Below are 23,622 nucleotides of genomic sequence, written 5' to 3' on the forward strand. Positions count from 1 at the left end.
GCTCAGCATTTTGCAACACTCTGCCTACAGAAAGCTGTCGATGAAAACGGCGCTCGCCCTCCTGTTGCTTTTGCCTGCCCCGGCCGTTGCCGGGCAGTGCTACATGAGTGAAAATCATCCGGGCTGGAAGGTCATAGTCGATGACGGGCCGGGCTTGCCGCATGAAATGAGCTGGTCGCGAAGCGATGGCTTCAACCAACGGCTTCGCTACGAGAGCGCCCCTCCGGGCGAGGCGCCGCGTTTCGTCATCGGCAGTACCGACGACGAAAGATTCAGCATCGGTTTTGTCGGAGAGCCCATGGTACTTGATGGTGAACTCTACAGGCCGGGCTGCCCATAATCTGGCAATGCCGGGTCGCCACTCTCGGCCGGCCTTCCAACGGTAACTGTTTCTTCTCTGGTTTTACTGCAGATTGCCGCGTGGCGGGGAATGAGCGAAACAGACGATGGCGCGTCAGGACAAGAAAAATCGCAATGGAACGTTCTGGGCGAAGGCCCTGGAACGCGCCCATCTTGGCGTCTGGGATTGGGATCTTGCGACCGGCGACTGCTTCTATTCCGCGACCTGGGCGCGGATGCTGGGCTATGATGAAGGCGAACTTGCCAACGCCAGCGACCTGTGGCTGCAGCTGACCCATCCCGATGATCGCGAGCGGGCGCTGGCCAGCGGCGACCGCCACATTGCCGGACGGACGGATGCCATCGAGACCGAGCTCAGGCTGAAGCACAAGCAGGGCCACTGGGTGTGGGTGCTCGATCGCGGCGGCATCGTCGAGCGTGACGCTTCCGGAAAGCCGCTCAGGCTGATGGGCGTGCAGACCGACATCACCAAGCAGAAGGCCGCCGAAGCCGAGCTCGAGCAGGTCAATGTGCGCTTCCGGCTGGCACTCGCCGCCAGCGGCACCGGCATCTGGCACTACGACATCGCCACCAACAAGAGCTATTGGGACTCCCGCACCAGAGACATATTCGGCCTCGTCGCCGATACCGACGAGGTAACCGCCGACCTATGGCATACTTTCCTGCACCCCGACGACAGGGAAGTCACCGAGCAGGCGCATTTGCCGACACCCGGCTCGGACCGAGTTACCGCTTCGCAATACCGCATCATCAAGCGCGACGGCGAGATACGCCATGTCGAATCTCTGGTGCGCTTTATCGCCATTGCCGGTGCGGCTGGCCAGGTTCTTGGCACGGTGCGCGACATCACCGAGGAAAAACTGCGTGAGCAGGAGCTAGCCTATGCCGCCCGTCACGATGCGCTGACCGGCCTGTACAATCGCTCCGCCTTCGATCGGCTGCTCGCTGACCATATCGCGGCGGGTGCGCCGCTGGCTGTGTTCTATGTCGATCTTGATTACTTCAAGGCGCTCAACGATTTTGCCGGCCACGCTGCCGGCGACCTGGCGCTGAAGAGCGTTGCCGCCGGCATCCGCGCCTGCCTGCCGCCGGCAGCACACGCGGCGCGGCTGGGTGGCGACGAATTCGCGCTGCTGGTGCCGCATTGCGATGCCGCACAGGCCGAGAGGATCGCCGCTGCGGTGCTTGGCGCGGTGCGCGAGGCCGATCTCGGCGCGGCCGCGTCGACGCGCAAGCTGGCGGCTTCGATCGGCATCGCCTTCGTTGATGACGCCAACACGACGGTGGCCGACGCGCTGGCCTGCGCCGACGACGCCTGCTACGCAGCCAAGGCCGCCGGGCGCAACCGCTTTGCCATCTTCTCCACCGAGACGGCATCGGGTTCCGGCGGGCTGAACGCGGCGCGTGTCGCCGCCGACACCGTCGATGCCATGGAAGACGGGCGGCTGAAACTGTTCGGCCAGGAAATCCATCTGCTGGGCCGGCCCTGGCAGGAAAGCCGCCATGTCGAAGTGCTGGCTAGGCTCGTCGCACGCAACGGCCGGCTGGTGCCGCCTGGCGAGTTCATTCCGGTGGCCGAGCGCTTTGGTATCGCGTCGCGGCTCGACCGCTGGATCATCCGCACCGCGCTGTCGCGGCATGGTGCTGCCTTGCGCTCGGGTGCATTGACACTCGGCTTCAACCTGTCGGCGCAGACGCTGAGCGATCCGCAGCTGTGGGACTTCGTCGACAGTGTCATCGAAGAGACCGGGGCGCCGCATTCGGGCATCGGCTTCGAGATCACCGAAACCGCCGCGGTCACCAATTTCGACGCCGCCGAACAATTCGTGCGCAAGGCGCGCGAGCGGCACTGCCGGGTCAGCCTCGACGATTTCGGCGCCGGCATGAGCTCGTTCGAGTATCTCAGGCGCTTTCCTGTCGACACGATCAAGATCGACGGTTCCTTCATCGAGCACATCACGCAAAGCCGCTTCGACCGCGAGATCGTGCTGGCCATCACCAGCATCGCCCGCAGCCTCGGCTGCGACGTGGTCGGCGAGAAGATCGAACGGCAGGACACGCTGGCGATGTTGAGCGACATGGGCGTCGCCTTCGGCCAGGGGTTTTTGCTGCACCGGCCGGAGCCGCTGGAGCAAATTGTCGTGCGCGCGGCAGGGGCAGAGACGGCCCGTAAGGCATCGTGATCCCGGATGTATCGAGATTCAGGCCGGGCCGGTTGGCCTGACCTGAATCTCGACATGTTCTATCCGGTTCGCCGCGCCGTTGATTGCGGAAACTCCAGCACTCCAGAATCGGATGGCCTGTGCTGCGCTTCCGCCACTGTTTCGATCAACAGATCGAGGGCGTCACAGGCCGTGCGGCTCGTCTCGTCATTGCCTTGCAGATAGTGATAGGCGCGTTCGAGGTGGATGCGGGCGGCTGAAAAATCGCTGGTCAATGGTCTCTCCATTATCCCACCCTAAAATACCTTGCCGGAGGCGAGGGAACGCCGGGTAAATATCCACAGGCGGCTTTTATTCAAATGCCACGGAAGGAAGGCAAGGCAGTGATGCGCTGTCAGGAAAGACGCGGCCCAACTCTTTGCCATGCCGTGCCGCGCGGCTAGACTGTGCCTCCCTGTCGGAGGTGAGACCGATGATCGTCCAGGCCTGCATCAATGGCGCACGTTCGCGCGATTTTCATCCCCAGTTGCCGCTGACTGCAGAGGCGATGGCGAGCGACGCGGCCGCCTGCGTCGCCGCCGGCGCGGCCGAACTGCATATCCACCCGCGCGGTGCCGACGGGCGCGAAAGCCTGGCGGCCGTCGATGCGATGGTGCTGGCGGTGCGCCGGGCCTGCCCGGGCACGCTTGTCGGCGTGTCGACCGGCGCCTGGATCGAGAGCGATGTCGAGCGGACCCGCGCGGCGATCGCAGCCTGGCGGGAGCTGCCCGACTACGCCTCTGTCAACCTGTCGGAGGCCGACGCGCCTCACGTGATGGAGCTGTTGCGGCAGTGTGGTGTCGGCATCGAGGCGGGGCTTGCCACCGTCGCCGACGCCGGGCGCTTCGTGGCGCTTCCCGGCCACGACCAAGTGCTGCGCATCCTGATCGAGATCGACATCCCAGACCTGTCGGCGGCACTCGACGAGGCGCATGGCATCGCCGCCGTGCTGGAGCGCGCTGGGGTGCGGCGGCCGATCCTGCTGCATGGCGTCGACGCCACCGTCTGGCCCTTCGTGAAGCTTGCACATCAAAAGCGCTGGTCGACGCGGGTCGGGCTGGAAGACGGCAAGACGCTCGCCGACGGAACGGTGGCGAAGGACAATGCGGAAATCGTCGCGGCGGCTGCTGCGATTTTTCGATCCACGCCGGCAGACTGATCGGCGGTCTGTCTCAAGCCTTCCCGTCTGCCGGTGCCATCCGTGCGCGCAAAATGTGTTTCTGGATCTTGCCGGACGCGGTGCGCGGCAGCGCCTGCGCGATCAAAAATTCCTTCGGCACCTTGTAGCGGGCGATACGGGCGCCGCAATGGCTTGCCAGACCGGCCGGATCGAGAACGCGACCGGGCTTCGGCACGACAAAGGCGCGTCCGACTTCGCCCCAGCGCTCGTCGGCGACGCCGATCACGGCTGCCTCGGCGATGTCGGGATGATCGAGCAGCGCCATCTCGATTTCTGAGGGATAGACGTTCTCGCCGCCGGAGATGAACATGTCCTTGCGGCGGTCGACAAGGGTGACGAAACCTTCCTCATCCTGCCTGGCGATGTCGCCGGTGCGGAACCAGCCATCGGCGGTGAAGGCCCGCGCGGTCTCTTCCGGCCGGTTCCAGTAGCCAGGTGTGATGCTGGGGCCGGACAGCCATATCTCGCCTAGTTCCCCGGTAGCGACATCGCGGCCAGCGTCGTCGACGATGCGCAGCCCGATGGTCGGCGCCGCAAGGCCCGCCGAGCCTGCCTTGCTGGCGATGCGGTCGGCCTCGATGGGCATGCCGAGCACGGTGCCGGCTTCGGTCATGCCGAAGCCGTCGACCATGCGCACACCCTGTGCCAGCCACCAGTGGATGTTTGCGGCCGGATTGGGCGCGCCGCCAGTGAAGATGGCGGTCAGCGCGGTCCAATTCGAAGGCGCAAAATCTGGATGGTCGCGCAGCATCCTGGCCATCTGCGGTACGCAGAAATAATGGGTGACCCCGAGCGCGGGATCAGCCAGGCGACGATTGGTGACGCCGGCGTCGAAGCCGGGCGAGATCAGCACCGTGCCGCCTTGCAACAGCGGCGGACGCAAGCTGGTGATGAGGCCGATGACATGGAACATCGGCGCGTCGCAGAGGAAGACGCTGGCGTTGCCAACGCGTCCCAGTACGCCGAAATTGACCGCAGTGGCCAACGCATTGCGTTCGGTGACGATGACCCCTTTCGGCCGGCCTGATGTGCCCGAAGTGTAGAGGATGATCGAAGGCGCATCGCTGGCCGGCAAGGACCGGCGCGGTGCCGGAACCTGTGCCTCGACTGCCGCCGTGAAGGCCGCGACTTCGATTGACATGCAGCCCTTGGGCGGCGCCATTTCAAGGGCGGTGTCATGCAACAGCAGCACCGGATCGCAATCGGCCAGGATCGCCTGCTTCTCGGCACTGGCGAGCCGCCAGTTGAGCGGCACGAAAATGGCGCCGAGCCGCATCGCTGCCTGCTGCAGGACAGCCAAGTCTGCGCTGTTGCGGGCAAGCGTGGCGATGCGCTGCCCCGGCTCGATGCCATGGCCGGTTTCAAGCACGCCGACAGCGCGCTGGATGGCCTCGTCGAGCGCGGCATAGGTCCAGCGGCGACCGGATGCCAGGTCGACACAAGCGATACGATCCGGCTGCGTCCTGGCGTGCAGGGCCACGGGATCCGATGTCGTCCAGGCCGGCATCTGCAGCTCCTCCCCAGGATTGCCTTATGCTTGCACGGTCACCTTGCCTTGTCGTAGGCGGCAAGGCCGGGCTTGTAGCTCTTCTCGTCGATAAACTGGCGGATGCCTTCCTTGCGGCCGTCATTGTCGTAGGAATTGGCGGCCTCCTGCGCCCGCACCAGATAATCCTCGGCATTGTCATAGGTCATCTCGGCGACGCGGCGGATGGCGTCCTTGGTCGCCTTCAGGGCAATCGGGTTCTTCTTCAGCAGGATGGTCGCGACCTCGGTGACGCGCGCCTTCAGATCCGCCAGCGGCAGGCTTTCATTGACCAGCTTCCAGGCGGCGGCCTTCCGGCCGTCGATGAGCTCGCCGGTCAGCGCGTGGTACATGGCATCGCGTATCGACAGGAGGTCGACCACCACCTTGGTGGCGCCGCCGCCGGGCAGGATGCCCCAGTTGATCTCGGACAGAGCGAACTGCGCCTCGTCGGCGGCGAAGGCGAGATCGCAAGCGAAGAGCGGGCCGTAGCCGCCGCCAAAACACCAGCCATTGACCATGGCAATGGTCGGCTTGCCGTACCAGCGCAAGCGCCGCCACCAGCCATACGCTTCCGACTGCGCCTTGCGGATGGCGCCGAGACCCTTGGCCTCGGTCTCGCGAAAGTACTCCTTGAGGTCCATGCCCGCCGACCAGGCGCTGCCTTCGCCGGACAACACCAGCACGCCGACATCGTCGCGGAACTCAAGCTCGTCGAGAACCTCCATCATGCGCCGGTTGAGCGCCGGGTTCATGCAATTGCGCTTGTCCGGCCGGTTGAAGCGCACCCAGGCAATGCCGTTCTCGACATCGAAGGCAACGGTCTCTTCGGTCATGGTCAGGTCCTCTCGTTCCGTCTGACAAATTGCTATGTAGCATAGCTATCGTATTTGCTATGTCGCATAGTCTTTTTTGCTTGACAAGAGGGGATGTTCGTGGCGATCGGTTGAAGCATGGAAAAGACCCGGCTCCGCACCAGTCCCGAAGACGCGCTCGACGCGCAGATCGGTTATAATCTGAGGCGCGCCTCAGCCTTGGCCTTGAATGATTTCGCCGTCGAGATGACTGACGCGGCGCTGCGCCCGGTCACCTACGCCATGCTGGCGCTGATCGACGAGAAGCCCGGCATCCGCGCCGCGGAGCTGTGCCGCCTGCTCGGCATGAAGAGCGCCAACATGGCGCCGCTGCTCGCCGAACTGGAAGAACGCGGACTGGTCGAGCGCGACGATCATGCCGAAGACGGACGCGTGCAGGTGCTCGCCCTGACGCAGGCGGCCAGGGAGGCCATGCCGGGATGGCGGCAACAGGTTCGCCGGCACGAGGACCGGTTCCTCCACAGGCTGACAAAAAAGGAGCGGGCGACGCTGCTTCGGTTGCTGCGGCTGATCTGGACGGACGAAGACTGAGGGGGCGGCCTACTTGGTTTCCTCGTCGGGCGCCGAAAGTCGCAGCAGCAGGGCGAAGAGCGCAATCACCGGTGGAATGACGAAGCACCATACATTGGCGAAGGCAAAGCCAAGTGCAGCGGCGGCGCAGCCTACCGCGAACACGGCGACCGCCAGTGCCATGCGCCGCAGGCGGGCGATCAGGGCAGGGCGGGTCTCCGGAGCTACGCCGCCGATGAGATCACCAATGTCGAGCATGATCTGGGTGGTGGTGCCGGTCATCAGTGTCGATGGCGGTGCGGCCGCGAGATGGACACGGTGCACCGCATTCTGGATCGCCATCGCGGCGACCAGCGCCATGCCGGTGACAATCGCGGCCGCGCCGTCGCCACTGGCGAAGGGACCAAAGCGGATCGCCAGCGCAGCACCAATGACGAGCAGCGCCAGTTTGGCCGCCAGCAGGACCCCGAGCGCCGGCAGCCCCCGTCTGCGCAAGCGCTCACCGGCGAGCCGGGTCAGGATGACGACGACGCAGAAGACCGGCAATGCCAGCAGCTTTGCCAGAACACCCGAAATGCCGAGCACCAGCGAGGCGCCCAGCGTGACGAAATTTCCCGTCACATGCGCGGTGAACAGGCCTTGCAGCGCCAGGAACCCCGCCGTATCGACATAGCCGCCATTGAGGCTCAGCAGTAGTGGCAGCGTGGGTTTCATGGCGGCATCTCCAGTGACGGGCCTGGGATACCGTCTCATATCTCGGCGAGCCGTTCCATCATCTCGCCGCGAGTTGATCGTCTGTCGCGGGGTAGCGCATCATGCGACGGCCCGCGGCGCAGAACACCCTTCACCCCAGAATGATCTGGATCGCCTTGTCGACTACCGGATGCAGCCCACTCGCCTGGAAGGACAGCCGGTTGCCGGAGCCGACATTGCTGGTCATGGCGATGGTCAGGCTCGACTCCGGATCGTGCAGCATGACGGCGACGTAGCCGGGGATGCTGCCCTGGTGGCCGTAGAAGGCGCGGTCGGCGTAGGCGCTCTGGAACATGCCGGCGCCCGTTTCGCGCATGCGTGTGCCGGGGAAACTTGCCGGCACGCGGTGTTCGAACATCCCGGAGAAGAATGGCGGCGACAGCAGTTTGCCGGAGAACAGGCCGCGTATGAAGCTCACCATGTCGGACGGCGTCGACACCATGTCGCCGCAGCCATAGGCGGCGCCGAACGGGAAGGAATCCGAAGAATCCTGCAACGCATCGGAGTAGGGCAGCACGCCGTCCATGCGCCACATCTCGCCGCCCGAGGCGATGTCGGTGGGCGCGTTCGCCGCCGGCGGCGGCCGGTGGTAGTAGCCGCGCACCATCGATTTTTCCGGGAAGGCTTCGGTGGCCGGCGACCAGGTATTCTCCAGGCCGAGCGGCTGCAGCACCGCGCTTCTGACATAGCCGCCCAGCGACTGGCCAGAGACGGCCTCGATCACCATGCCGGCCAGCACATAGCCGGTGTTGTTGTAGACGGCGGGTCCGCCCGGTGCCTTCTGCTTGTCGGAGGCGAAGGCGATGTCGACCAGCTGTTGCGGCGTCCATTGCCGGCTTGGGTCCATCGGAATGTAATATTCGAACTCCGGCAGGCCGCTGCGGTGGTTGATCAGCTGGCGCGCCGAAATCTCCTTGGCGCCCGGCAGGTCGGGAAACCAGGAGGCGATCGGCGCGCCGAGGTCGAGCTTGCCGTCCTGGGCGAGCTTGACCAGGGCGGCGGCAACGAAGGTCTTGGTGCAACTGCCGATCTTGAACAGCCGGTCGGGCGAGACGGCAACGTCATGTTCCCGATCGGCGAGGCCGGCGGTGACGGCAGTTGGCGTCGCGCCGTTCAGCGCGTAGGCAAGCGAGGCGCCCACCGCGCCGTCGGTGAGATAGGTCTTGAGGAGGGCGTTCAGGTCTTCACGCATGGATTCTGCTTTCGCCTCTAAATCGCTGGTTTTATACATGTTGGTGCACCCTCGGGTCGAGCCCGAGGGCAGGGTCGCCAAGCTTCACTCCGCCATATCGACCGCAGCAAAGTTCTGCCGGCCGAAGGGGTCGAGCACGTAGTTGAGCACGCCCTTGCGGATCGGGATCGCCACCACCGAATGGGCGATCGGCGCCACCGGCACCTCGATTTTGAGGATCGCCTGCGCCCTGGCGTAGATGTCGGCGCGTTGCTTGGGGTCGGCGGCGACGCGGCCGTCCTGCAGCAGCTTCTCGAAGGCCGGATCGCACCAGCGCGAGCGGTTGGAACCGCCCTTCACGCCGTCGCAGGAGAGCAGATAGCTCAGCATGTTGTCGGGGTCGCCATTGTCACTGCTACCACCAAGCAGGTAGGCGTCCTGCTCTCCCGCCGCGGTGCGCTTGAGGTATTCGCCCCATTCGAAGCTGACGATCTCGGCCTTGACGCCGATTTTTGCCCAGTCGGCCTGGATCATCTCGGCCATACGCTTGGCGTTGGGGTTGTAGGGTCGCGACACCGGCATCGCCCACAGGCTGATTTTCAGGTCGCTCTCGTGGCCGGCTTCCTTCAGCAGTTTCTTGGCGCCGTCCGGATCATAGTCGATGCCGGCGTCGGTGACGGCGCCGATCTGCGCCGGCGGCACGACGCTGCCAGCGACCGTGCCGGCGCCGGCATAGACGCCGTCGACGATCGCCTTGCGGTCAATGGCCTTGGCCAGCGCCATGCGCACACGGACATCGCCAAGTGGCTGGTGCTCGACATTGAAGCCGAGAATGCCGATGTTCTGGCCCTTGAGGTCGAGCACGGTGATATTGGGGTCGGTGCGCAAATCGGCGACGGCGCTTGGCGGCGGCGGGGCGGCGACCTGGCACTCATTGGCCTTGAGGCGCTCGACGCGCGTGGTCGGCTCGGGCGTGATGGCGAAGACCAGCGTGTCGATCTTCGGTGCGCCGCGCCAGTAGTCCTTGTTGGCGGCGTAGCGGACTTGGCTGTCAGGGACATAAGCCTGCAGCACGAACGGGCCGGTGCCGACCGGTTCAGAGTCGATCAGTTCCGGCGTGCCGGCGGCCACCATCTTCTCGGTCTGCTCCAGCGACAGGATGGAGAGATAGTCGAGCGCAATGCCGGGCAGGAAGGTGACGTTGGCCGCTGTCAGGGTGAAGCGCACCGTGTAATCGTCGACCTTGTCGACCTTTTCGATCAGCGTGCCCATGCCCAGCGCATTGAAGTACTCGTAAGCGCCGCCGCCGAGCTTGTGGTAGGGATTGTTGGCGTCTCGCTGACGGTTGAAGGTGTAGAGCACGTCGTCGGCGTTGAAATCGCGCGAGGGCGTGAAATGGTCGTTCGACTGGAATTTCACGCCGTGCCTGAGATGGAAGGTGTAGGTCTTGCCATCGGCTGAGACATCCCAGCTTTCGGCCAGCGCCGGACCGACTTCGGTCGTGCCCGGCTTGAACTCGACCAGCCGGTTGAAAATCGTCTTGGCGGCGGCGTCCATGGTGGAATCGGCGATGCCTATCGCCGGGTTGAAGGTCTCGGGATTGGCTTCCGAGCAATAGACCAGGGTTTTGGCGTAGGCCTGCCCGCCGAGAAGGACGGATGAGGCCAGCAGGGACGAGGTAAGGACTGCGCGCAGAACGGTGGATTTCATCGCAAACGCTCCTGATGACACGTTACGGGTTGAGGGAAGGGCAGGCCGGTGAACTTCATGGTGTCGCCGCCTCGGTGATGAAGCGATCGGGAGCTAGCGCCGCAGAAGTGACGCCGCGTGCCGCGAGATCGTCGGGCAGGGGCTGGCCGCGCAACAGCGCCGAACCCAGCCGCGCGAGCGTCAGCGACACCTGGAAACCGTAGCCGCCCTGACCGCCGAGCCAGAAGAAGCCGGGCAGCCGCGTGTCGAAACCGACGACCGGCGTGCGATCGGGCGAAAAGGTGCGCAGGCCCGCCCAGGGCGTCGACGGACGGCCGATGCGCAGCGATGTCGCCTGTTCGATGCGGTCGACTGCGATGGCGACGTCGATGTCTTCCGGATAGGCATCGCAGGGTTCGGAATCGGTTTCGTCGGCGAGCGAGCCGATCAGCCTGCCGGCATCGGGCTTGAAGTAGAACTGTTCGTGCAAGTCGACCACCAGCGGCCAGGTGCTGATGTCCGTGCCAGCGGGCGGATCGAACAAGAAGGCGGTGCGGCGCTTGGGCCGGAAGCCCAGGGCGGAGAGGCCAGCCAGGCCGGCGACGACATCGACCCAAGCGCCCGCAGCGTTGACGACGATATCGGCCTGGTAGGCGCCGGCACTGGTGGTGACGCTGAAGCCGGCTGCCGTGCGCGCGATCTCACGAACCTCTTCGCCGGCGCGGATCACGCCGCCGCCCGTCTTGAGTGTGGAGGCCGAAGCCGCCAGCATCTTGGCCGTGTCGACATCCAGCGCGCCGGGTTCATGCACGCCGCCGCAGGTGGTTGCCGTGGCGATGACCGGCACCAGTGCGGTGACTTCCGTAGCCGACAAGCGCCGCACGCTGGGCACCAGCGCCTGCATCTCCGCCGCCATGCGGTCGACGGCAGCATTGTCCTCGACGCCGCCGACATGCAGCGCGCCGCGCCGGTGCGCGGCAAAGCCGCCGTCGACGATTTGCGGCCGGCTGGCCAGCGACAGCGCCCGCACCAGCGCATTGCCGTAGGTTTCAGAAAACAGCGCCGCCGAGCGGCCGCTGGCGTGGTAGCCGAGATGCGGCTCGCGCTCGATCACGATGACCTCGGCCCAGGGCTGCACGGCCGCCGCCAGCGAGAGGCCGGCAATGCCGCCGCCGATGACGACGACTTTTTGGGGAGACTTCGACTGCATCCTCTAGGGGTAGAAATAATTTCGTATCCAGTCAATAATTAGCGTATAAGAAAATTGTTGATGTTGTTGATGGCAGCAGGGAGTTGGACTACCTAGGAATGACAGGCGGCTCGATGGGCCGCGCAACGGAGCTGACGATGTCGGAGCAACCGAACCTCGGTGATTGCCTGCGCGGCTTGAGGAAGACGCATGGCTGGACCTTGCAGGAGGTCAGCACGCTGACCGGCGTCGCGGTGTCGACGCTGTCCAAGGTCGAGAACGACCAGATGTCGCTGAGCTACGACAAGCTGCTGCAGATCTGCGAGGGGCTGGGCATCCATGTCACCGAACTGCTCAGCGGCGACCGCAAGCAGCCGTCCGCGCGCACCCGTCGTTCGGTGACCTCACAGTCCAACACGCTGCGCCAGCTGACCCGCAACTATGATTACCGCTATCTGGCGACCGACCTTGTGCGCAAGCGCATGGTGCCGATCCACGCCTTTGCGCGCGCCCGCACGCCGCAGGAGTTCGGCGCGCTGACCAGGCATGCTGGCGAGGAATTCCTGATCGTGCTCAAGGGCGAGATCGAATTGCACACCGACCAGTATGCGCCGGTGCGGCTGAAACAGGGCGAAAGCGTCTACATCGATTCCACCATGGGCCATGCCTATTTGTCGGTGGGCGAAGGCGACGCTGAGATGCTGTGCGTCTGCTCGGGCGACGAGCCGGATATGGAGGGCACGCTGCTGAGTGTGCTGGAGACGGTGGAGGGGTAGGGGCTGGCCCTGACTTCCCGACATTTGCGCCGCCCCATCTGGCTGCCGCCATCTTCTCCCCGTGAACGGGGAGAAATGCCCGGCAGGGCAATGCGGGGCAGCGCTGGCTTCAACAATCAGGCGGCTCCACTAAAGCACAACAGCCCGCCCCAATCCCCGCCGAACCGCCTCGCGATAGGCGAGGTCGGCTGCCACCATGTCCTCCATGGCGACGCCCATGGCCTTGTAGACGGTGACCTGATCGGTGCTGACGCGTCCCGGCCGCAGCCCGAGCAGCATGTCGCCGAGCTCGGTTCCGTTTTTCGGGTCAATGCCCGCCAGTTCGCAGGAACCGACCGGCGTCGCGACAAAGGCCTCCCTGGTCTCGACGAACAGGCTGGCCTTGCCGATAAGCTCGACCGGCAACTCGCCGCCGGGCGGGGCGACGCCGACCGATGAGACGTGGGTGCCGGGCCGCACCCAGTCGGCCGAGATCACGGGCTGGTAGGAATGCGTGGCAAGGCAGACGACGTCAGACGAGCGCACCGCGGCCTCGATATCGGCGACTGCAACGACACCCGGATGCCCAGCGGCAAGTGCTTGCGCATCTGAAAACTCCTTCGAGACGACGCGGATTTCGGCGAAGTCGCGCACCAGCGGCAGAAGATGCAGATGCTGGCCGGCCTGCACGCCGGCCCCGACCACCGTCGCGACCTTGGCGTCGCGGCGGGCGAGTTCACGCACCGAGAGCACGGCGGAGCCGGAGGTGCGCACGGCGGTGATATAGGTGCCATCCATGACGCAGACCGGCATGCCCGTCCCAGGGTCGAACAGATGGATGGTGGCGAGGTGGCTGGGGATGCCTTTGGCGATGTTGCCCTCGAAGACGTTGACGATCTTCACCGTAAGATGCATGCCCGCCGTCCAGGCAGGCATCGCCAGCGAATAGCCGGCCTGCGGAATGTCGAGCTGCGGCCGTGCCGGATTGACGACCTTGCCGCCGGACAGCGCCTTGAAGCCGCCGGCGAGCGCGTCGAGAAGCTGGCGCAGGTCGATGCAGGTTTTCACCTCGGCCTCGCTCAGGATGAGCACGGGCGCGTCGCCCTTGGCCTGGGCGCTGCGGGAGGTCGATAGAACCGATGTCATGGGATCCGCTTTCGTTGTCTGTTGCACGACAACGGTATTGCGATCCATCTGCGTGATGAAATATATTGTTTTCGCTATTTTAGCGTGACTATCACGCTTATTCCGGTTCAGAAGTGTGAATCCTGAAATGAACGATCTCGACCGCATCGACCGCATCGACCGCTCGCTGCTGCGTTTGTTGCAGGAGGACGGCCGCCGCACGACGCTCGATCTGGCACGGCGGGTCGGCCTGTCGCCGACCGGAGCGGCGCAGCGGGTCAAGCGGCTGTTCGCCGAAGGGTTCATCCGCGCGGTGCGCGCTGTGCTCGATCCGGCCAAAATCGGACAGGCGCAACTCGTCTTCATCGAAGTGCGGCTCGACCACACCGCGCCGCATGTCTTCGACCGCTTCGCCGAGGCGGTTCTGCGGGCTCCGGAGATCATCGAGTGCCACATGGTGGTCGGCGGCTTCGACTATCTGGTCAAGGCGCGCATCGCCGACATGGCGATGTTCCAGGATTTTCTGCAGCGCGTCATCCTGCCGCTGCCCGGGGTGCGGGAAACGCACACCTACGCCTCGATCGCCAATGTGAAGCCCGACGCCTTGCTGCCGATCTAGACCGGCGGCCTTTCTCCGGCATCGAGCAGCCACTGCCGCACGGCCTGCGTCGGCTCGGGATGGCGCTGCTTTCTCGGCATCACGACATAAAAATCCTGCGTGCCGCGCATTTCACCGCTGACCGGCTGAACCAGTCGGCCGGCGGCGAGGTCGGCGGCGACGAGAAAGCGGCTGGCCAGCGCTATGCCCTGGCCGGCGATGGCCGCGTCGATGGCGAGGCCCGTCTGGTTGAAGCGCATGCGTTTCAGCTCGGTCGTCATCTTCAGGCCGACTGCCTTTTCCATGAATTCCGGCCACAGATTGTGCGCATCGTGCAGCAGGACGTGATGCTGGATTTCGGTGGCCGCGATCTCGGCCGTGCCGTGTGGCAGCAGGGCCGAGCTGCAGACGGCGATGATCTGTTGGGGAAACAACAGGTCGACCATCAGGCCGGCGCCGAAGGGCGGCCGGCCTTGCCGCACCGCGATGTCGACACCGTCGACCTGGAAGCTCGACAGGCTCTCGCTGGCCAGCACGCGCAGGTCGACCAGCGGATTGTAAGTCACAAAATCCTGCAGCCTGGGGATCAGCCATTTGGTGGCGAAGGTCGGCGTCACGCTGATCGTCAGCCGCGCCGGTTCGGGACGAAGCAGCAGCGTCGCCTCCGAGATCAGGTCGAAGGCGCGGCGGATGTTGGGGACATAGGCGCGGCCCTCATCGGTCAGCGCCAGCCCGCGCGGCAGCCGCTCGAACAGCTTTGTGCCGAGATCGGCCTCCAGCCCGCGAATGTGCTGGGCGACCGCCCCTTGCGTGACGTTCAGCTCTTCGGCCGCGATGCGGAAGTTGAGATGGCGCGCCGAGGCCTCGAAGGCGCGCAGCGCATTCAACGGCGGCAGGCTGAGGAAGGCTTCGGGCATGCAGGAGTTTTTCTACAGGTTGATTTCAGGCATTCTGGTTCGAACCGGCAGGGAAAACCAGCTATATCAACGCTCAACTCCCGAAAACACCGCTTGCGGTGCCTGCCAACCCTGAGAGGAAAATCCAATGAGTGTAGAAAAAGTAGCTGTGGTCGTGGCCGGCGGCAGCGGCATGGGTGCGGGGGCGGCGAAGCGGCTGGCGGCGGACGGCTTCAAGGTTGCCATCCTGTCGTCCTCGGGCAAGGGCGAGGCGCTGGCTGAGGAATTGGGCGGGCTCGGCGTCACCGGCTCGAACCAGTCGAACGACGATCTGCAGCGCCTGGTCGATTTGACGCTCGATCGCTATGGCCGCATCGACGTGCTGGTCAACAGCGGCGGCCATGGGCCGCGCGCCCCGATCCTGGAAATCACCGACGAGCAATGGCACACCGGCATGGACGTCTACCTGCTCAACGTCATCCGGCCGGTGCGCATCGTGGCACCGCAGATGGTCAAGCAGAAGGGCGGCGCCATCATCAACATCTCGACGGCCTGGGTGGTCGAGCCGAGCCCGATGTTCCCGACGTCCGCCGTGTTCCGCGCCGGCCTTGCCGCCTACACCAAGATCTTCGCCAACACCTATGCCGCCGACAATGTGCGCATGAACAATGTGCTGCCCGGCTGGATCGACAGCCTGCCGGCCACCGAAGAACGCCGCGACAGCGTGCCGATGCAGCGCTACGGCACCTCGGAAGAGATCGCCGCGACCATCGCCTTCCTGGCGTCGGAAGGCGCCGGCTACATCACCGGCCAGAACATTCGTGTCGACGGGGGCATCATCCGCGCTATTTGAGGGCGTCGGCCGAGAGGTCGATTCTGACCTCTCGGCTCAAGGAGCAAGAAATGCGGCTTTTGATACTCGGCACCGGCTGGATGGCGCAGGAACATGCGCGGCGCTTCAGCGCCATCGAGGGCGTCGACATTGTCGGTGCCGTCGATGTCGACCCGGCGCGCGTCGGCGAATATGCCGACAGCTTCAAGATCGCCAATCGCTTCACCTCGCTGGAGGCGGCGCTGGAATGGGGCGCTTTCGATGCGGTGGCCAATGTCACGCCGGACCGCATCCACCACCCGACCACCATGGCGCTGATTGCCGCCGGCAAGCCGGTGCTGTGCGAGAAGCCGCTGGCCGAAAATTTTGGCAAGGCCACCGAGATGGCTGACGCCGCTGAGGCCGCCGGCATCGTCAACATGGTGAACCTGACCTATCGCAATGTCGCCGCACTGCAAAAGGCCCGCCAGATGGTGCAGGCGGGCGAAATCGGCACGGTCAGGCATGTCGAAGCGTCCTATCTGCAAAGCTGGCTGGTGTCGAAATTCTGGGGCGACTGGCGCACCGATCCGAAATGGCTGTGGCGGCTGTCGCGCGGCCACGGCTCGAATGGCGTGCTCGGCGATGTCGGCATCCACATCCTCGATTTCGCCAGTTACGGCGCCGCGCTCGACATCGACCATGTCTTCTGTCGTCTGCGCGCCTTCGACAAGGCGCCTGATAACCGCATCGGCGAATACGGGCTCGACGCCAATGACAGCTTCGCCATGACGCTGGATTTTTCCAACGGTGCCTTCGGCGTGGTGCATGCCAGCCGCTGGGCATCAGGCCATCTCAACGAGCTGCGCCTGCGCATCTATGGCGATAAAGGCGGCATCGAGGTGGTGCACAATCTCGACGGCTCGGCGCTCAAGGCCTGCGTCGGCGAGAATGTCGAGAACGCCAAATGGGAAGAGCTCGACGCCGGCACGGTGGCGACCAACTACCAGCGTTTCGTCGATGCGGTGCGAACTGGCGTGCAGGCCGAACCGTCGTTCCGACACGCCGCTGAGTTGCAGAAGGTGCTCGATCTGGCCGTCGTCTCGGACGAGAAGCGTGCCGAGCTGCGGGCAAGTGCGGATACGCAGTAGGCTTGGGTTCCGCGAGGCGCTGCCAATCTCGCGGCCAACGCGCAATTCTTTCAATCATTTCTTGAAATGAGGATTGGCCGTTTCGTGATTTGATGGCGTCGGAGAACAGGGGAGACGCCATTGACCGATTTCATCGGACTGCCGAAAGCCGAAGTGCACATCCACGTAGAGGGCTGCTTCGAGGCCGATGATGTGATCAGGAACTGCGAGGAAGCCGGCATTCCGCTGCGTGCACCGCGCGACAGGCTCTTCGAAGCTCATGACCTCAAGAGCTTCCTCGAGATGCTCGACTGGCTGTGCGGGACGTTCCGGACGCGCGAGCAACTCGCCACCACGGCCTACAAGTTTGCACAGCGCATGGGTCGAAGCGGTGTGCGTTACGCCGACGTCATCGTCAACCCGACGCATTGGCCGCATTGGCATGGGAATATCCCAGGGATGATCGACGCATTCGATGCTGGTTTCGCGGCCGCCGAGCAGGACGGACACCCGCCGGTCGGGCTTTGCGTCAGCCTGCTTCGCACCCAGTCGGCGGCGGATGCGATCGAGCTGGTCGAGTTGCTGAGCGAAATCAGACACAAGCGCGTCGTTGCCCTGTCGATCGACGGGAACGAAGCGGCCGCCGGCCGCACCGGCCCGCGCTTCGCCGAAGCGTTTCGCCGTGCCGGCGCGGCAGGCTTGCGGCGCACCGTTCATGCGGGCGAGTCGAGCGGCCCGGAAGGTGTTCGCGACGCGATCGAACTGCTTGGCGCCGACCGCATCGACCACGGCGTGCGGGCGATCGAAGACCCGGACCTTGTCGACCTGCTGGCGCAGAAGCAGATTCCCCTAGGCGTCTGTCCGATCTCCAACGTGGCGCTCGGCGTGTATCCGTCGCTTGCCGAACATCCGCTCGACGCTCTGCGCAAGGCCGGTGTCCCCGTCTCGATCAACACCGACGATCCGACGCTGCTCGACACCACGCTTGAAGCATCCTACGCCGCCTGCGCCGAGGCCTTCGGCTGGGACGGTGAAACCATCCGTGAACTCGCCGCGACGTCGGTGCAGGCGAGCTACGCCGACCCGGCGCTGAAGGCGCGGATCCTGACCGATCTAGCGGCCTGGCGGAGCTAGGTGCCGCTACCGATCTTGCCAGGAAGTATCCCGCGCGGCCGCCAGCGCCGCGTCGCCCAGTGCCATCGTGCTGTCTGGCGGATTACGCGGTCAGGGCTTCTGGCTGTTCGAAAAGCGCATGAAGCTCGGAGGCTGGCATTGGGCGGCCAAAGAACCAGCCCTGGACATCCGTGCAGCCATTCTCCCTGACCAGCCTGTACTGGTCCTCGGTCTCGACGCCTTCGGCTGTCGTCGTCATGCCGAGCGTGGTGCCGAGTTCGGCGACGGCCTTGACGATCGCCCGGCTTTCGCTGCTCTCGCACATCAGGCTGACGAAGCTGCGGTCGATCTTGATGCGGTTGAACGGGAACGACCTGAGATAGCTCAGCGAGGAATAGCCGGTGCCGAAATCGTCCATTGCTATGGAGATGCCGAGGTCGCGCAGGCCGTGCAGCGTGTTTAGCGTGTTTTCGTTGTTCGCCAGCAGCACCGACTCGGTGATCTCCAGCTCGAGCCGCGACGGCAGCAGCTCCGACGCCGCGAGCGCCGCGGCAACCTGAAGCGACAGCCCCTGCTGTTTGAACTGGGCCGGCGAGAGATTGACCGCGACCTTGACGGGCAGGGGCCATTTCGCGGCGTCGGTACAGGCACGCCGCAGGATCCACTCGCCAAGCGCGTCGATGACGCCCGTCTCCTCGGCCAGTTGGATGAACTCCGACGGCGGCAGCAGGCCGAGGCGCGGATGGCTCCATCGCACCAGCGCTTCGAAGCCGGTGAGTTGCGAGGTCTTTGCGTCGTGCAGCGGTTGATAGTGCAGGACGAACTGTTCTTTTTTCACGCCGAGTACCAGCTCGGATTCGAGTTGGCGCCGCTCCTGCAGTCTCGCGTCCATTCCTGGCTCGAACGACCTGCAGGTCCCGCGGCCTTCCATCTTGGCCTTGTACAAGGCAAGGTCGGCATTGCGAATAAGGGTTTCAGAATTTTGCCCGTCGTCGGGGAAGACGGCGATGCCGATGCTGCCGCCGATGTTGATCTTGTGGCCATGGATGGAGAATTCGTCGGACAGGGCATGAATGACGCGGCTTGCCAGCACGCCGGCCTCGTCGTTACCGTCGAGCAGGAGCTGAAGGATGACGAACTCGTCCCCACCAATTCTCGCCACCATGGCGGTTTCGCCGGCATGGTGTTTCAACCGCTTCGCCACCGCACCGAGCAGCTCGTCGCCGACCGGATGGCCGAGCGTGTCATTGACCGGCTTGAAACGGTCGAGGTCGACGCAGTGGACGGCCAGCTTCTCGCCGTCCCTGAGGCTTCTCAATGCCTCGTCCATCGTTTCAGCCAGCAGGCCTCGGTTGGGCAGGCCGGTGAGAATGTCATGCGTGGCCAGGTGCTGGATCTCGGCGGTGCGTTCCTCGACCCGCCGCTCCAGGGTCTCGGCTGCCTCGACCTGCATCGTCATCGTCCGCCCGATCGCATACCAGCAGGCCAGCGCCAGCAGCGTGACCACCGCGACCGCCGCATAACCGGCCAGTTCGAATTCATGCACGGACTGGACGTCCAGGTTACTGTCGAACCGGCTGTTGGGGAAACCGGCCCAGAGACGCCATGCACTCCTGGGATCGTTGAGCGAGAGCGGGATGACTTCGGAATAGATCAGATTGGGGTCGGCCGCCGTGAAGGCACGGGAATCCGCCGCGAGCGCCGTCGACATCTTGTGCTGGTCGGATTCAAAGCCGTAGCCTGAATTGACGATGACATAGTCGCTGCTCGGCAACAGTTTGCGCAGCGCCGAGGTAAGCATGATCGCCGAGACGGAGCCGCGCAGGTTGCCATCCCCGCCGAAGACCGGGACCGAAAGGATGAAGCCGGAGCGGTCCGCGTCATTGCCGGTGTGGATGAAATCGGTGTTGTCGCAGGTGATGAGCTCCTTCGTGCCGATAATCGGCACGTTGAGCCCGTCGATGGCGCTTGAATTCGGATAGTTCGTCTTCAGCCAGGCGAGCTGCTTTGCCAGTTCGTGGTATTCATAGGTCTCGATCTCCTCGGGGGGGCGGACCAGGGCATTCTGGTCCAACTTTCCGGGCTTCGCGTCCGCGGCGACCTCGGATCTCGCCTTGGCATTCACGATCAGCTGGTCGAATTGGAGGATCGGCTCCTCGAGCTTGCCGGTCACCGCATCGAAGCGGTCCGGGTTGAAATCCAGCGGCAGGAAGTAAACCTCGGAAATGGAGACGTTGTTGGCGAGGTTGTTGTAGATCTGCTGGATTGTCGCGCGGCCTTCGTCGCCCAGATTGGTGCCATGCCGGTCGAGGTTTTGGACGCTGGGCAGATAGGTCAAGGTCCGCACATTTTCATAGACGGCCCGCAAGGCGTCTTCGACGGTCTTGGCTGTCGCTCTGGAAGCGGCCTGGGAATTCTCGAGATAGCGCTCCTTGGCCAGCGCGAAGTTTCGCTGGGCATCGATATGCAACGCCGCCAGCGTCGCCGCGCCGGTCAACATGATAACAACAAATCCGGCCGCTCGCCTGAATGCGTTCATCGGCGCCCCACCATCGAGTGACGAGGATTACCGGAAAGCGGTTTAGGAAGCGCTAATGGGATATGTCTCTCTTTACCGGTCCCAAGCGTTGCGGCGCATCAAATCCGGCAAATCCAGAACCCTTTCTTTCGCCGGCGGGCAGGCCAAACGAGCAAGGCGGTTCAGTTCGCTGGCGCTGCCTGCTGGTCGGCGTCGGTCAGCGTTTGCAGGAAGGCGACGATGTCGTCGATCTCGGGATCGGTGAGAGCTGGCTTGTTGCCGGGCTTCTTGCCGAAGGGCGGGTCCTGGTTGAGGTTGACCCAGTAAGCCTTTGGCAAATCGGCGTTTTGCCGGACCGTGCCGTCGGTGTTTCTCGGGTACCAGCGGCCGGGATCGGTGTCGCGCGTCGCGTAGAAGGCGACCGCGTCGCGCAAGGTGTGGAAAGTGCCATTATGGAAGAAACTTTTGCGCACCGCCACGTTGCGCAGCGTCGGCGTGCGGAACAGGCCGCAGTAGTCAGCCCGGCTTTTGAAGTCCGTCCTGAGCGGGCCGCATAGGCCGAGATCGACATAGGCGGGGTCGGCATTGGCGGGAATCGCCCTGTTGCGTGGCACGGCAATGGCGATCAGGCCGAAATCGGTGAATTGCGGCGGTTCGCCGTCATTGGCCGGTTCGCTCAGATGGCAACTGGCGCAATTGCCCTTGGCCGCGTCCTCGAACAGCGCGCGGCCGCGCAATTCCTGTGCCGACAGCGTCGCCTTGCCGGCGAGGAAGACGTCGTAGCGGCTGGAATAGGGATAGAAGTCGGGCGCACTCTGCTCGAAGGTCCCAAGCGCCTCGGCGGCGGCGTCGAAAGCATCGTCCGGATGGTCGAGAACGTCGTCGCCGAAGGCCGCCTTGAAGTCGTCAGCATAGGCGGCCTTGCGCAAGGCGGCGGTGACGGCAGCGGCATCCTTGTTGGCCATCTCGAACGGCGACAGCAGCGGGATCTTCGCCTGATCGCTGCCGCGGTCGGCGCGGCCGTCCCAGGTCAGGCCGCCGGTTGGACCATTGTCGACGCTCTCGTCGCCCTCATCCTCCGAATCGTAGAAATGCTCGGTGAAGGCCGGCGCGGCCTGCAAATAGCGAAGCGAGGGCACGGCACGCAGTCCGGGCTGGTCGAGGCCCGCCCATTTCGACTGAAGCCGCCGAGGCCGGGCCGAAGGCATGGTGCGGGTCGTGGCAGGACGCGCAGGCCTGCTTGCCGGACGCAGACAGCGCCGGGTCGAAGAACATTTTTCGACCAAGCGTGGTTAGGGCGGCGGCGCGTGCGAAGGCATCCGCCCGCGACATCGGCCCGGGATGGACACTGCCGGTTCCGGCGCGAACAAGGGTTGCCGGCAGGGTCACGGCAAAGCCAAATATCGATGCTGCAGCGGCCGCGATCATCAGGCTTTTCCATCGTCCTGTCGTCATGGGTTCAATCCGGTTTGCCTGGGAATTAGGTGCGCACTGCAACGGATTGATGACTGGTCCAGCCGCTCACGCAACCGTGTTCGCCGGCAGCGCAGATGTCACAAAGGTGACAAGGCATCGACTTAGCCTTTGCAGCCATGGCCGTTGCCCCCAGCCATGCATTGCCCCCTCTAGCCATCACCCCAGCCATGAGGACTTCCCATGACGCGGCCTTTTATCTCCCTTTGCCTCGCCAGTACGGCCCTGGCATCCTTCGCCAGCGCGGCCATGGCCGCACCGCCCGGCTACGACAAGATCGACACCGTCGTCGTCATCTACGCCGAGAACCGCAGCTTCGATAATCTCTATGGCGGCTTCCCCGGCGCCAACGGCCTGGCCAATGTCTCGGCCGACCAGGCGCGCCAGCTCGACCGCGACGGCAAGCCGCTTACGGAATTGCCGCCGGCCTGGGGCGGGCTGACCGCCAAGGGCGTGACGCCGCCGGTCACCGAGGCGCAGTCGGCGCACCTCACCAATGCCAGCTTCGCCATCGACGATGCCAGCGGCTTCAACGAGAAGACCTCGGTCATCACGCGCGACCTTTGGCACCGTTTCTATCAGGAGCAAATGCAGATCGACGCGGGCAAGAACGACAAGTTCGTCGCCTGGGCCGATTCCGGCGGCCTGGTGATGGGCCATTATGACGGATCGGTGCTGCCGATGTGGGCGGTGGCGAAGAAATACGTTCTGGCCGACAATTTCTTCCAGGGCGCCTTTGGCGGCTCCTTCCTCAACCATTTCCAGCTCGCCTGCGCCTGCGCGCCGGTCTATCCGCACGCCGACACCAGCCCGGTGAAGGGGCAGATCGCCGTGGTCGAAGCCGACGGCAAGACGCTGAAGGTCGCCGACAATTCGCCGCCGTCGGCACTTGGCGGCGCACCGAAATTCGTCAATGACGGCGCCATCACGCCCGACTTCTATGCGGTCAACACCATGCAGCCGCCCTATCAGCCGAGCGCCAACAAGCCGGTCGAGGGCGGCGACAAGGCACTGGCCGATCCGGCGCAGCCGACGACGCTGCCGCCGCAGCACGACATCACCATCGGCGACCTGCTGACGCTGAAGGGCGTCGACTGGGCCTGGTATGCCGGCGCTTGGCAGGCAACGCTCGACGGCAAGAACGCGACGCCGGTGCCGAACTTCCAGTTCCACCACCAGCCGTTCAACTATTTCGCCGCCTACGCGCCGGGCACGACCGCGCGGACAGAGCACCTGCGAGACGGTGGCCTGGATGGCGCCGAGTTCATCAAGGCGATCGACGACGGCAAGCTGCCTTCGGTGAGCTTCTACAAGCCGCAAGGTAATCTCAACGAGCATGGCGGCTATGCCGATGTGGCGAGCGGCGACCAGCATCTCGCCGACCTCGTTTCGCATCTGGAAAAGAGCCCGCAATGGAGCCACATGCTGGTGGTCGTCACCTATGACGAGAATGGCGGCTTCTGGGACCATGTCGCGCCGCCCAAGGCCGACCGCTGGGGGCCGGGCAACCGCATCCCGGCCTTCATCATCTCGCCCTATGCGAAGATGGGCACGGTCGACCACACGCAATACGACACGACGTCGATCCTGCGCTTCATCACCGCGCGCTACGATCTGCCGGTGCTGACCGGTATCGTTGCCCGCGACAAGGCGCTGCGCAACAACGACCAGCCGCCGATGGGCGACCTGAGCGCAGCGCTCGATCTCAGCCGGTAGGTGGACTTCAAATCTTGCCGCCGCGTCGCAAAGG

At 64.6% G+C, this 23,622-nt stretch carries 20 protein-coding genes and 1 pseudogene; 10 read left to right on the plus strand and 11 right to left on the minus strand.

Going from position 1 to position 23,622, the window contains the following annotated elements; all coding sequences use genetic code 11:
* Window positions 1-40: 40 nt before the first annotated feature.
* Together C8D77_RS07865 and C8D77_RS07870 are read left to right on the plus strand one after the other, a co-directional pair.
* Window positions 41-340, plus strand: coding sequence for a hypothetical protein (locus C8D77_RS07865; RefSeq protein ID WP_109660816.1), 300 nt, complete (start codon window positions 41-43; stop codon window positions 338-340).
* A 106-nt stretch (window positions 341-446) separates the two neighbouring features.
* Window positions 447-2,543: an EAL domain-containing protein gene (locus tag C8D77_RS07870; protein WP_109660818.1), complete on the plus strand. Its 2,097-nt coding sequence runs from the start codon at window positions 447-449 to the stop codon at window positions 2,541-2,543.
* Window positions 2,544-2,602: 59 nt separating this feature from the next.
* Here C8D77_RS07870 and C8D77_RS07875 read toward each other — a convergent pair whose 3' ends face one another.
* Entirely contained in the window at window positions 2,603-2,797 is a 195-nt protein-coding gene (locus C8D77_RS07875; protein WP_164548734.1) for a hypothetical protein, read from the minus strand.
* A gap of 197 nt (window positions 2,798-2,994) precedes the next feature.
* On the opposite strand from C8D77_RS07875, the gene C8D77_RS07880 reads away from it, so the two are divergent.
* Window positions 2,995-3,720, plus strand: a complete 726-nt coding sequence (locus C8D77_RS07880) for a 3-keto-5-aminohexanoate cleavage protein (RefSeq protein ID WP_109660822.1) — start codon at window positions 2,995-2,997, stop codon at window positions 3,718-3,720.
* 13 nt (window positions 3,721-3,733) lie between these two features.
* Here the strand turns inward: C8D77_RS07880 and C8D77_RS07885 are convergent, their stop codons facing one another.
* Both C8D77_RS07885 and C8D77_RS07890 read right to left on the minus strand, forming a co-directional pair.
* The gene (locus tag C8D77_RS07885; protein WP_109660824.1) at window positions 3,734-5,248 is read right to left on the minus strand and encodes an AMP-binding protein; all 1,515 of its coding nucleotides are present in this window, start codon (window positions 5,246-5,248) and stop codon (window positions 3,734-3,736) included.
* Between the two features lie 38 nt (window positions 5,249-5,286).
* Window positions 5,287-6,102 carry a p-hydroxycinnamoyl CoA hydratase/lyase gene (locus tag C8D77_RS07890; protein WP_109660827.1) on the minus strand — a complete coding sequence of 272 codons (816 nt, stop codon included), beginning with the start codon at window positions 6,100-6,102 and terminating at the stop codon, window positions 5,287-5,289.
* A 117-nt stretch (window positions 6,103-6,219) separates the two neighbouring features.
* On the opposite strand from C8D77_RS07890, the gene C8D77_RS07895 reads away from it, so the two are divergent.
* Entirely contained in the window at window positions 6,220-6,672 is a 453-nt protein-coding gene (locus tag C8D77_RS07895) for a MarR family winged helix-turn-helix transcriptional regulator (RefSeq protein WP_109660829.1), read from the plus strand.
* 9 nt (window positions 6,673-6,681) lie between these two features.
* On the opposite strand, the gene C8D77_RS07900 is transcribed toward C8D77_RS07895, so the two are convergent.
* From C8D77_RS07900 to C8D77_RS07915, 4 genes are all read right to left on the minus strand, one after another.
* Window positions 6,682-7,365 (minus strand): YoaK family protein, encoded by a 684-nt coding sequence (locus C8D77_RS07900; RefSeq protein ID WP_109660831.1) that lies wholly within the window; start codon window positions 7,363-7,365, stop codon window positions 6,682-6,684.
* 130 nt (window positions 7,366-7,495) lie between these two features.
* Window positions 7,496-8,596: a serine hydrolase domain-containing protein gene (locus C8D77_RS07905; protein ID WP_109660833.1), complete on the minus strand. Its 1,101-nt coding sequence runs from the start codon at window positions 8,594-8,596 to the stop codon at window positions 7,496-7,498.
* 84 nt (window positions 8,597-8,680) lie between these two features.
* Window positions 8,681-10,285 carry an ABC transporter substrate-binding protein gene (locus C8D77_RS07910; RefSeq protein WP_109660835.1) on the minus strand — a complete coding sequence of 535 codons (1,605 nt, stop codon included), beginning with the start codon at window positions 10,283-10,285 and terminating at the stop codon, window positions 8,681-8,683.
* Window positions 10,286-10,340: 55 nt separating this feature from the next.
* A complete protein-coding gene (locus tag C8D77_RS07915; protein ID WP_109660837.1) occupies window positions 10,341-11,474 on the minus strand; it encodes an NAD(P)/FAD-dependent oxidoreductase in 1,134 nt (377 codons plus the stop codon).
* Window positions 11,475-11,611: 137 nt separating this feature from the next.
* Here C8D77_RS07915 and C8D77_RS07920 point away from each other — a divergent pair, with 137 nt between their 5' ends.
* Window positions 11,612-12,229 (plus strand): helix-turn-helix domain-containing protein, encoded by a 618-nt coding sequence (locus C8D77_RS07920; protein ID WP_109661424.1) that lies wholly within the window; start codon window positions 11,612-11,614, stop codon window positions 12,227-12,229.
* Window positions 12,230-12,358: 129 nt separating this feature from the next.
* On the opposite strand, the gene C8D77_RS07925 is transcribed toward C8D77_RS07920, so the two are convergent.
* On the minus strand, window positions 12,359-13,354 hold the full coding sequence (locus C8D77_RS07925) for an ornithine cyclodeaminase family protein (protein ID WP_109661426.1): 996 nt from the start codon (window positions 13,352-13,354) through the stop codon (window positions 12,359-12,361).
* A 127-nt stretch (window positions 13,355-13,481) separates the two neighbouring features.
* Between C8D77_RS07925 and C8D77_RS07930 the strand changes: the two genes are divergently transcribed.
* Entirely contained in the window at window positions 13,482-13,952 is a 471-nt protein-coding gene (locus C8D77_RS07930; RefSeq protein WP_109660839.1) for an Lrp/AsnC ligand binding domain-containing protein, read from the plus strand.
* On the opposite strand, the gene C8D77_RS07935 is transcribed toward C8D77_RS07930, so the two are convergent.
* The gene (locus C8D77_RS07935; RefSeq protein ID WP_109660841.1) at window positions 13,949-14,848 is read right to left on the minus strand and encodes a LysR substrate-binding domain-containing protein; all 900 of its coding nucleotides are present in this window, start codon (window positions 14,846-14,848) and stop codon (window positions 13,949-13,951) included. The genes C8D77_RS07930 and C8D77_RS07935 overlap by 4 nt on opposite strands.
* A 127-nt stretch (window positions 14,849-14,975) precedes the next feature.
* Between C8D77_RS07935 and C8D77_RS07940 the strand changes: the two genes are divergently transcribed.
* From C8D77_RS07940 to add, 3 genes are all read left to right on the plus strand, one after another.
* Complete coding sequence (locus C8D77_RS07940; RefSeq protein ID WP_109660843.1) at window positions 14,976-15,680, plus strand: SDR family oxidoreductase; 705 nt, start codon at window positions 14,976-14,978, stop codon at window positions 15,678-15,680.
* A 50-nt stretch (window positions 15,681-15,730) separates the two neighbouring features.
* A complete protein-coding gene (locus C8D77_RS07945; RefSeq protein WP_109660845.1) occupies window positions 15,731-16,789 on the plus strand; it encodes a Gfo/Idh/MocA family protein in 1,059 nt (352 codons plus the stop codon).
* Between the two features lie 120 nt (window positions 16,790-16,909).
* Window positions 16,910-17,902: an adenosine deaminase gene (gene add / locus C8D77_RS07950; RefSeq protein WP_109660848.1), complete on the plus strand. Its 993-nt coding sequence runs from the start codon at window positions 16,910-16,912 to the stop codon at window positions 17,900-17,902.
* Window positions 17,903-17,984: 82 nt separating this feature from the next.
* Here add and C8D77_RS07955 read toward each other — a convergent pair whose 3' ends face one another.
* Window positions 17,985-20,420: a putative bifunctional diguanylate cyclase/phosphodiesterase gene (locus tag C8D77_RS07955; protein ID WP_245951669.1), complete on the minus strand. Its 2,436-nt coding sequence runs from the start codon at window positions 20,418-20,420 to the stop codon at window positions 17,985-17,987.
* A 161-nt stretch (window positions 20,421-20,581) separates the two neighbouring features.
* A pseudogene (locus tag C8D77_RS07960) lies at window positions 20,582-21,854 on the minus strand (cytochrome-c peroxidase).
* Window positions 21,855-22,055: 201 nt separating this feature from the next.
* On the opposite strand from C8D77_RS07960, the gene C8D77_RS07965 reads away from it, so the two are divergent.
* The gene (locus tag C8D77_RS07965) at window positions 22,056-23,588 is read left to right on the plus strand and encodes an acid phosphatase (protein WP_109660850.1); all 1,533 of its coding nucleotides are present in this window, start codon (window positions 22,056-22,058) and stop codon (window positions 23,586-23,588) included.
* Window positions 23,589-23,622: the final 34 nt, after the last annotated feature.

It is taken from the genome of Mesorhizobium loti (assembly GCF_003148495.1).
Classification (GTDB): Bacteria; Pseudomonadota; Alphaproteobacteria; order Rhizobiales; family Rhizobiaceae; genus Mesorhizobium; species Mesorhizobium loti.

Excerpts from the sequence above, each read along its gene's own strand:
- C8D77_RS07885 (WP_109660824.1), bottom strand. The coding sequence starts at position 5,248 with ATGCCGGCCTGGACGACATCGGATCCCGTGGCCCTGCACGCCAGGACG.
- C8D77_RS07880 (WP_109660822.1), top strand. The coding sequence starts at position 2,995 with ATGATCGTCCAGGCCTGCATCAATGGCGCACGTTCGCGCGATTTTCAT.
- C8D77_RS07865 (WP_109660816.1), top strand. The coding sequence starts at position 41 with ATGAAAACGGCGCTCGCCCTCCTGTTGCTTTTGCCTGCCCCGGCCGTT.
- C8D77_RS07965 (WP_109660850.1), top strand. The coding sequence starts at position 22,056 with ATGACGCGGCCTTTTATCTCCCTTTGCCTCGCCAGTACGGCCCTGGCA.
- C8D77_RS07905 (WP_109660833.1), bottom strand. The coding sequence starts at position 8,596 with ATGCGTGAAGACCTGAACGCCCTCCTCAAGACCTATCTCACCGACGGC.
- C8D77_RS07925 (WP_109661426.1), bottom strand. The coding sequence starts at position 13,354 with ATGACATCGGTTCTATCGACCTCCCGCAGCGCCCAGGCCAAGGGCGAC.
- C8D77_RS07955 (WP_245951669.1), bottom strand. The coding sequence starts at position 20,420 with ATGAACGCATTCAGGCGAGCGGCCGGATTTGTTGTTATCATGTTGACC.
- C8D77_RS07920 (WP_109661424.1), top strand. The coding sequence starts at position 11,612 with ATGTCGGAGCAACCGAACCTCGGTGATTGCCTGCGCGGCTTGAGGAAG.
- C8D77_RS07940 (WP_109660843.1), top strand. The coding sequence starts at position 14,976 with ATGAGTGTAGAAAAAGTAGCTGTGGTCGTGGCCGGCGGCAGCGGCATG.
- C8D77_RS07895 (WP_109660829.1), top strand. The coding sequence starts at position 6,220 with ATGGAAAAGACCCGGCTCCGCACCAGTCCCGAAGACGCGCTCGACGCG.
- C8D77_RS07930 (WP_109660839.1), top strand. The coding sequence starts at position 13,482 with ATGAACGATCTCGACCGCATCGACCGCATCGACCGCTCGCTGCTGCGT.
- C8D77_RS07945 (WP_109660845.1), top strand. The coding sequence starts at position 15,731 with ATGCGGCTTTTGATACTCGGCACCGGCTGGATGGCGCAGGAACATGCG.
- C8D77_RS07910 (WP_109660835.1), bottom strand. The coding sequence starts at position 10,285 with ATGAAATCCACCGTTCTGCGCGCAGTCCTTACCTCGTCCCTGCTGGCC.
- C8D77_RS07915 (WP_109660837.1), bottom strand. The coding sequence starts at position 11,474 with ATGCAGTCGAAGTCTCCCCAAAAAGTCGTCGTCATCGGCGGCGGCATT.
- C8D77_RS07890 (WP_109660827.1), bottom strand. The coding sequence starts at position 6,102 with ATGACCGAAGAGACCGTTGCCTTCGATGTCGAGAACGGCATTGCCTGG.
- C8D77_RS07935 (WP_109660841.1), bottom strand. The coding sequence starts at position 14,848 with ATGCCCGAAGCCTTCCTCAGCCTGCCGCCGTTGAATGCGCTGCGCGCC.
- C8D77_RS07900 (WP_109660831.1), bottom strand. The coding sequence starts at position 7,365 with ATGAAACCCACGCTGCCACTACTGCTGAGCCTCAATGGCGGCTATGTC.
- C8D77_RS07870 (WP_109660818.1), top strand. The coding sequence starts at position 447 with ATGGCGCGTCAGGACAAGAAAAATCGCAATGGAACGTTCTGGGCGAAG.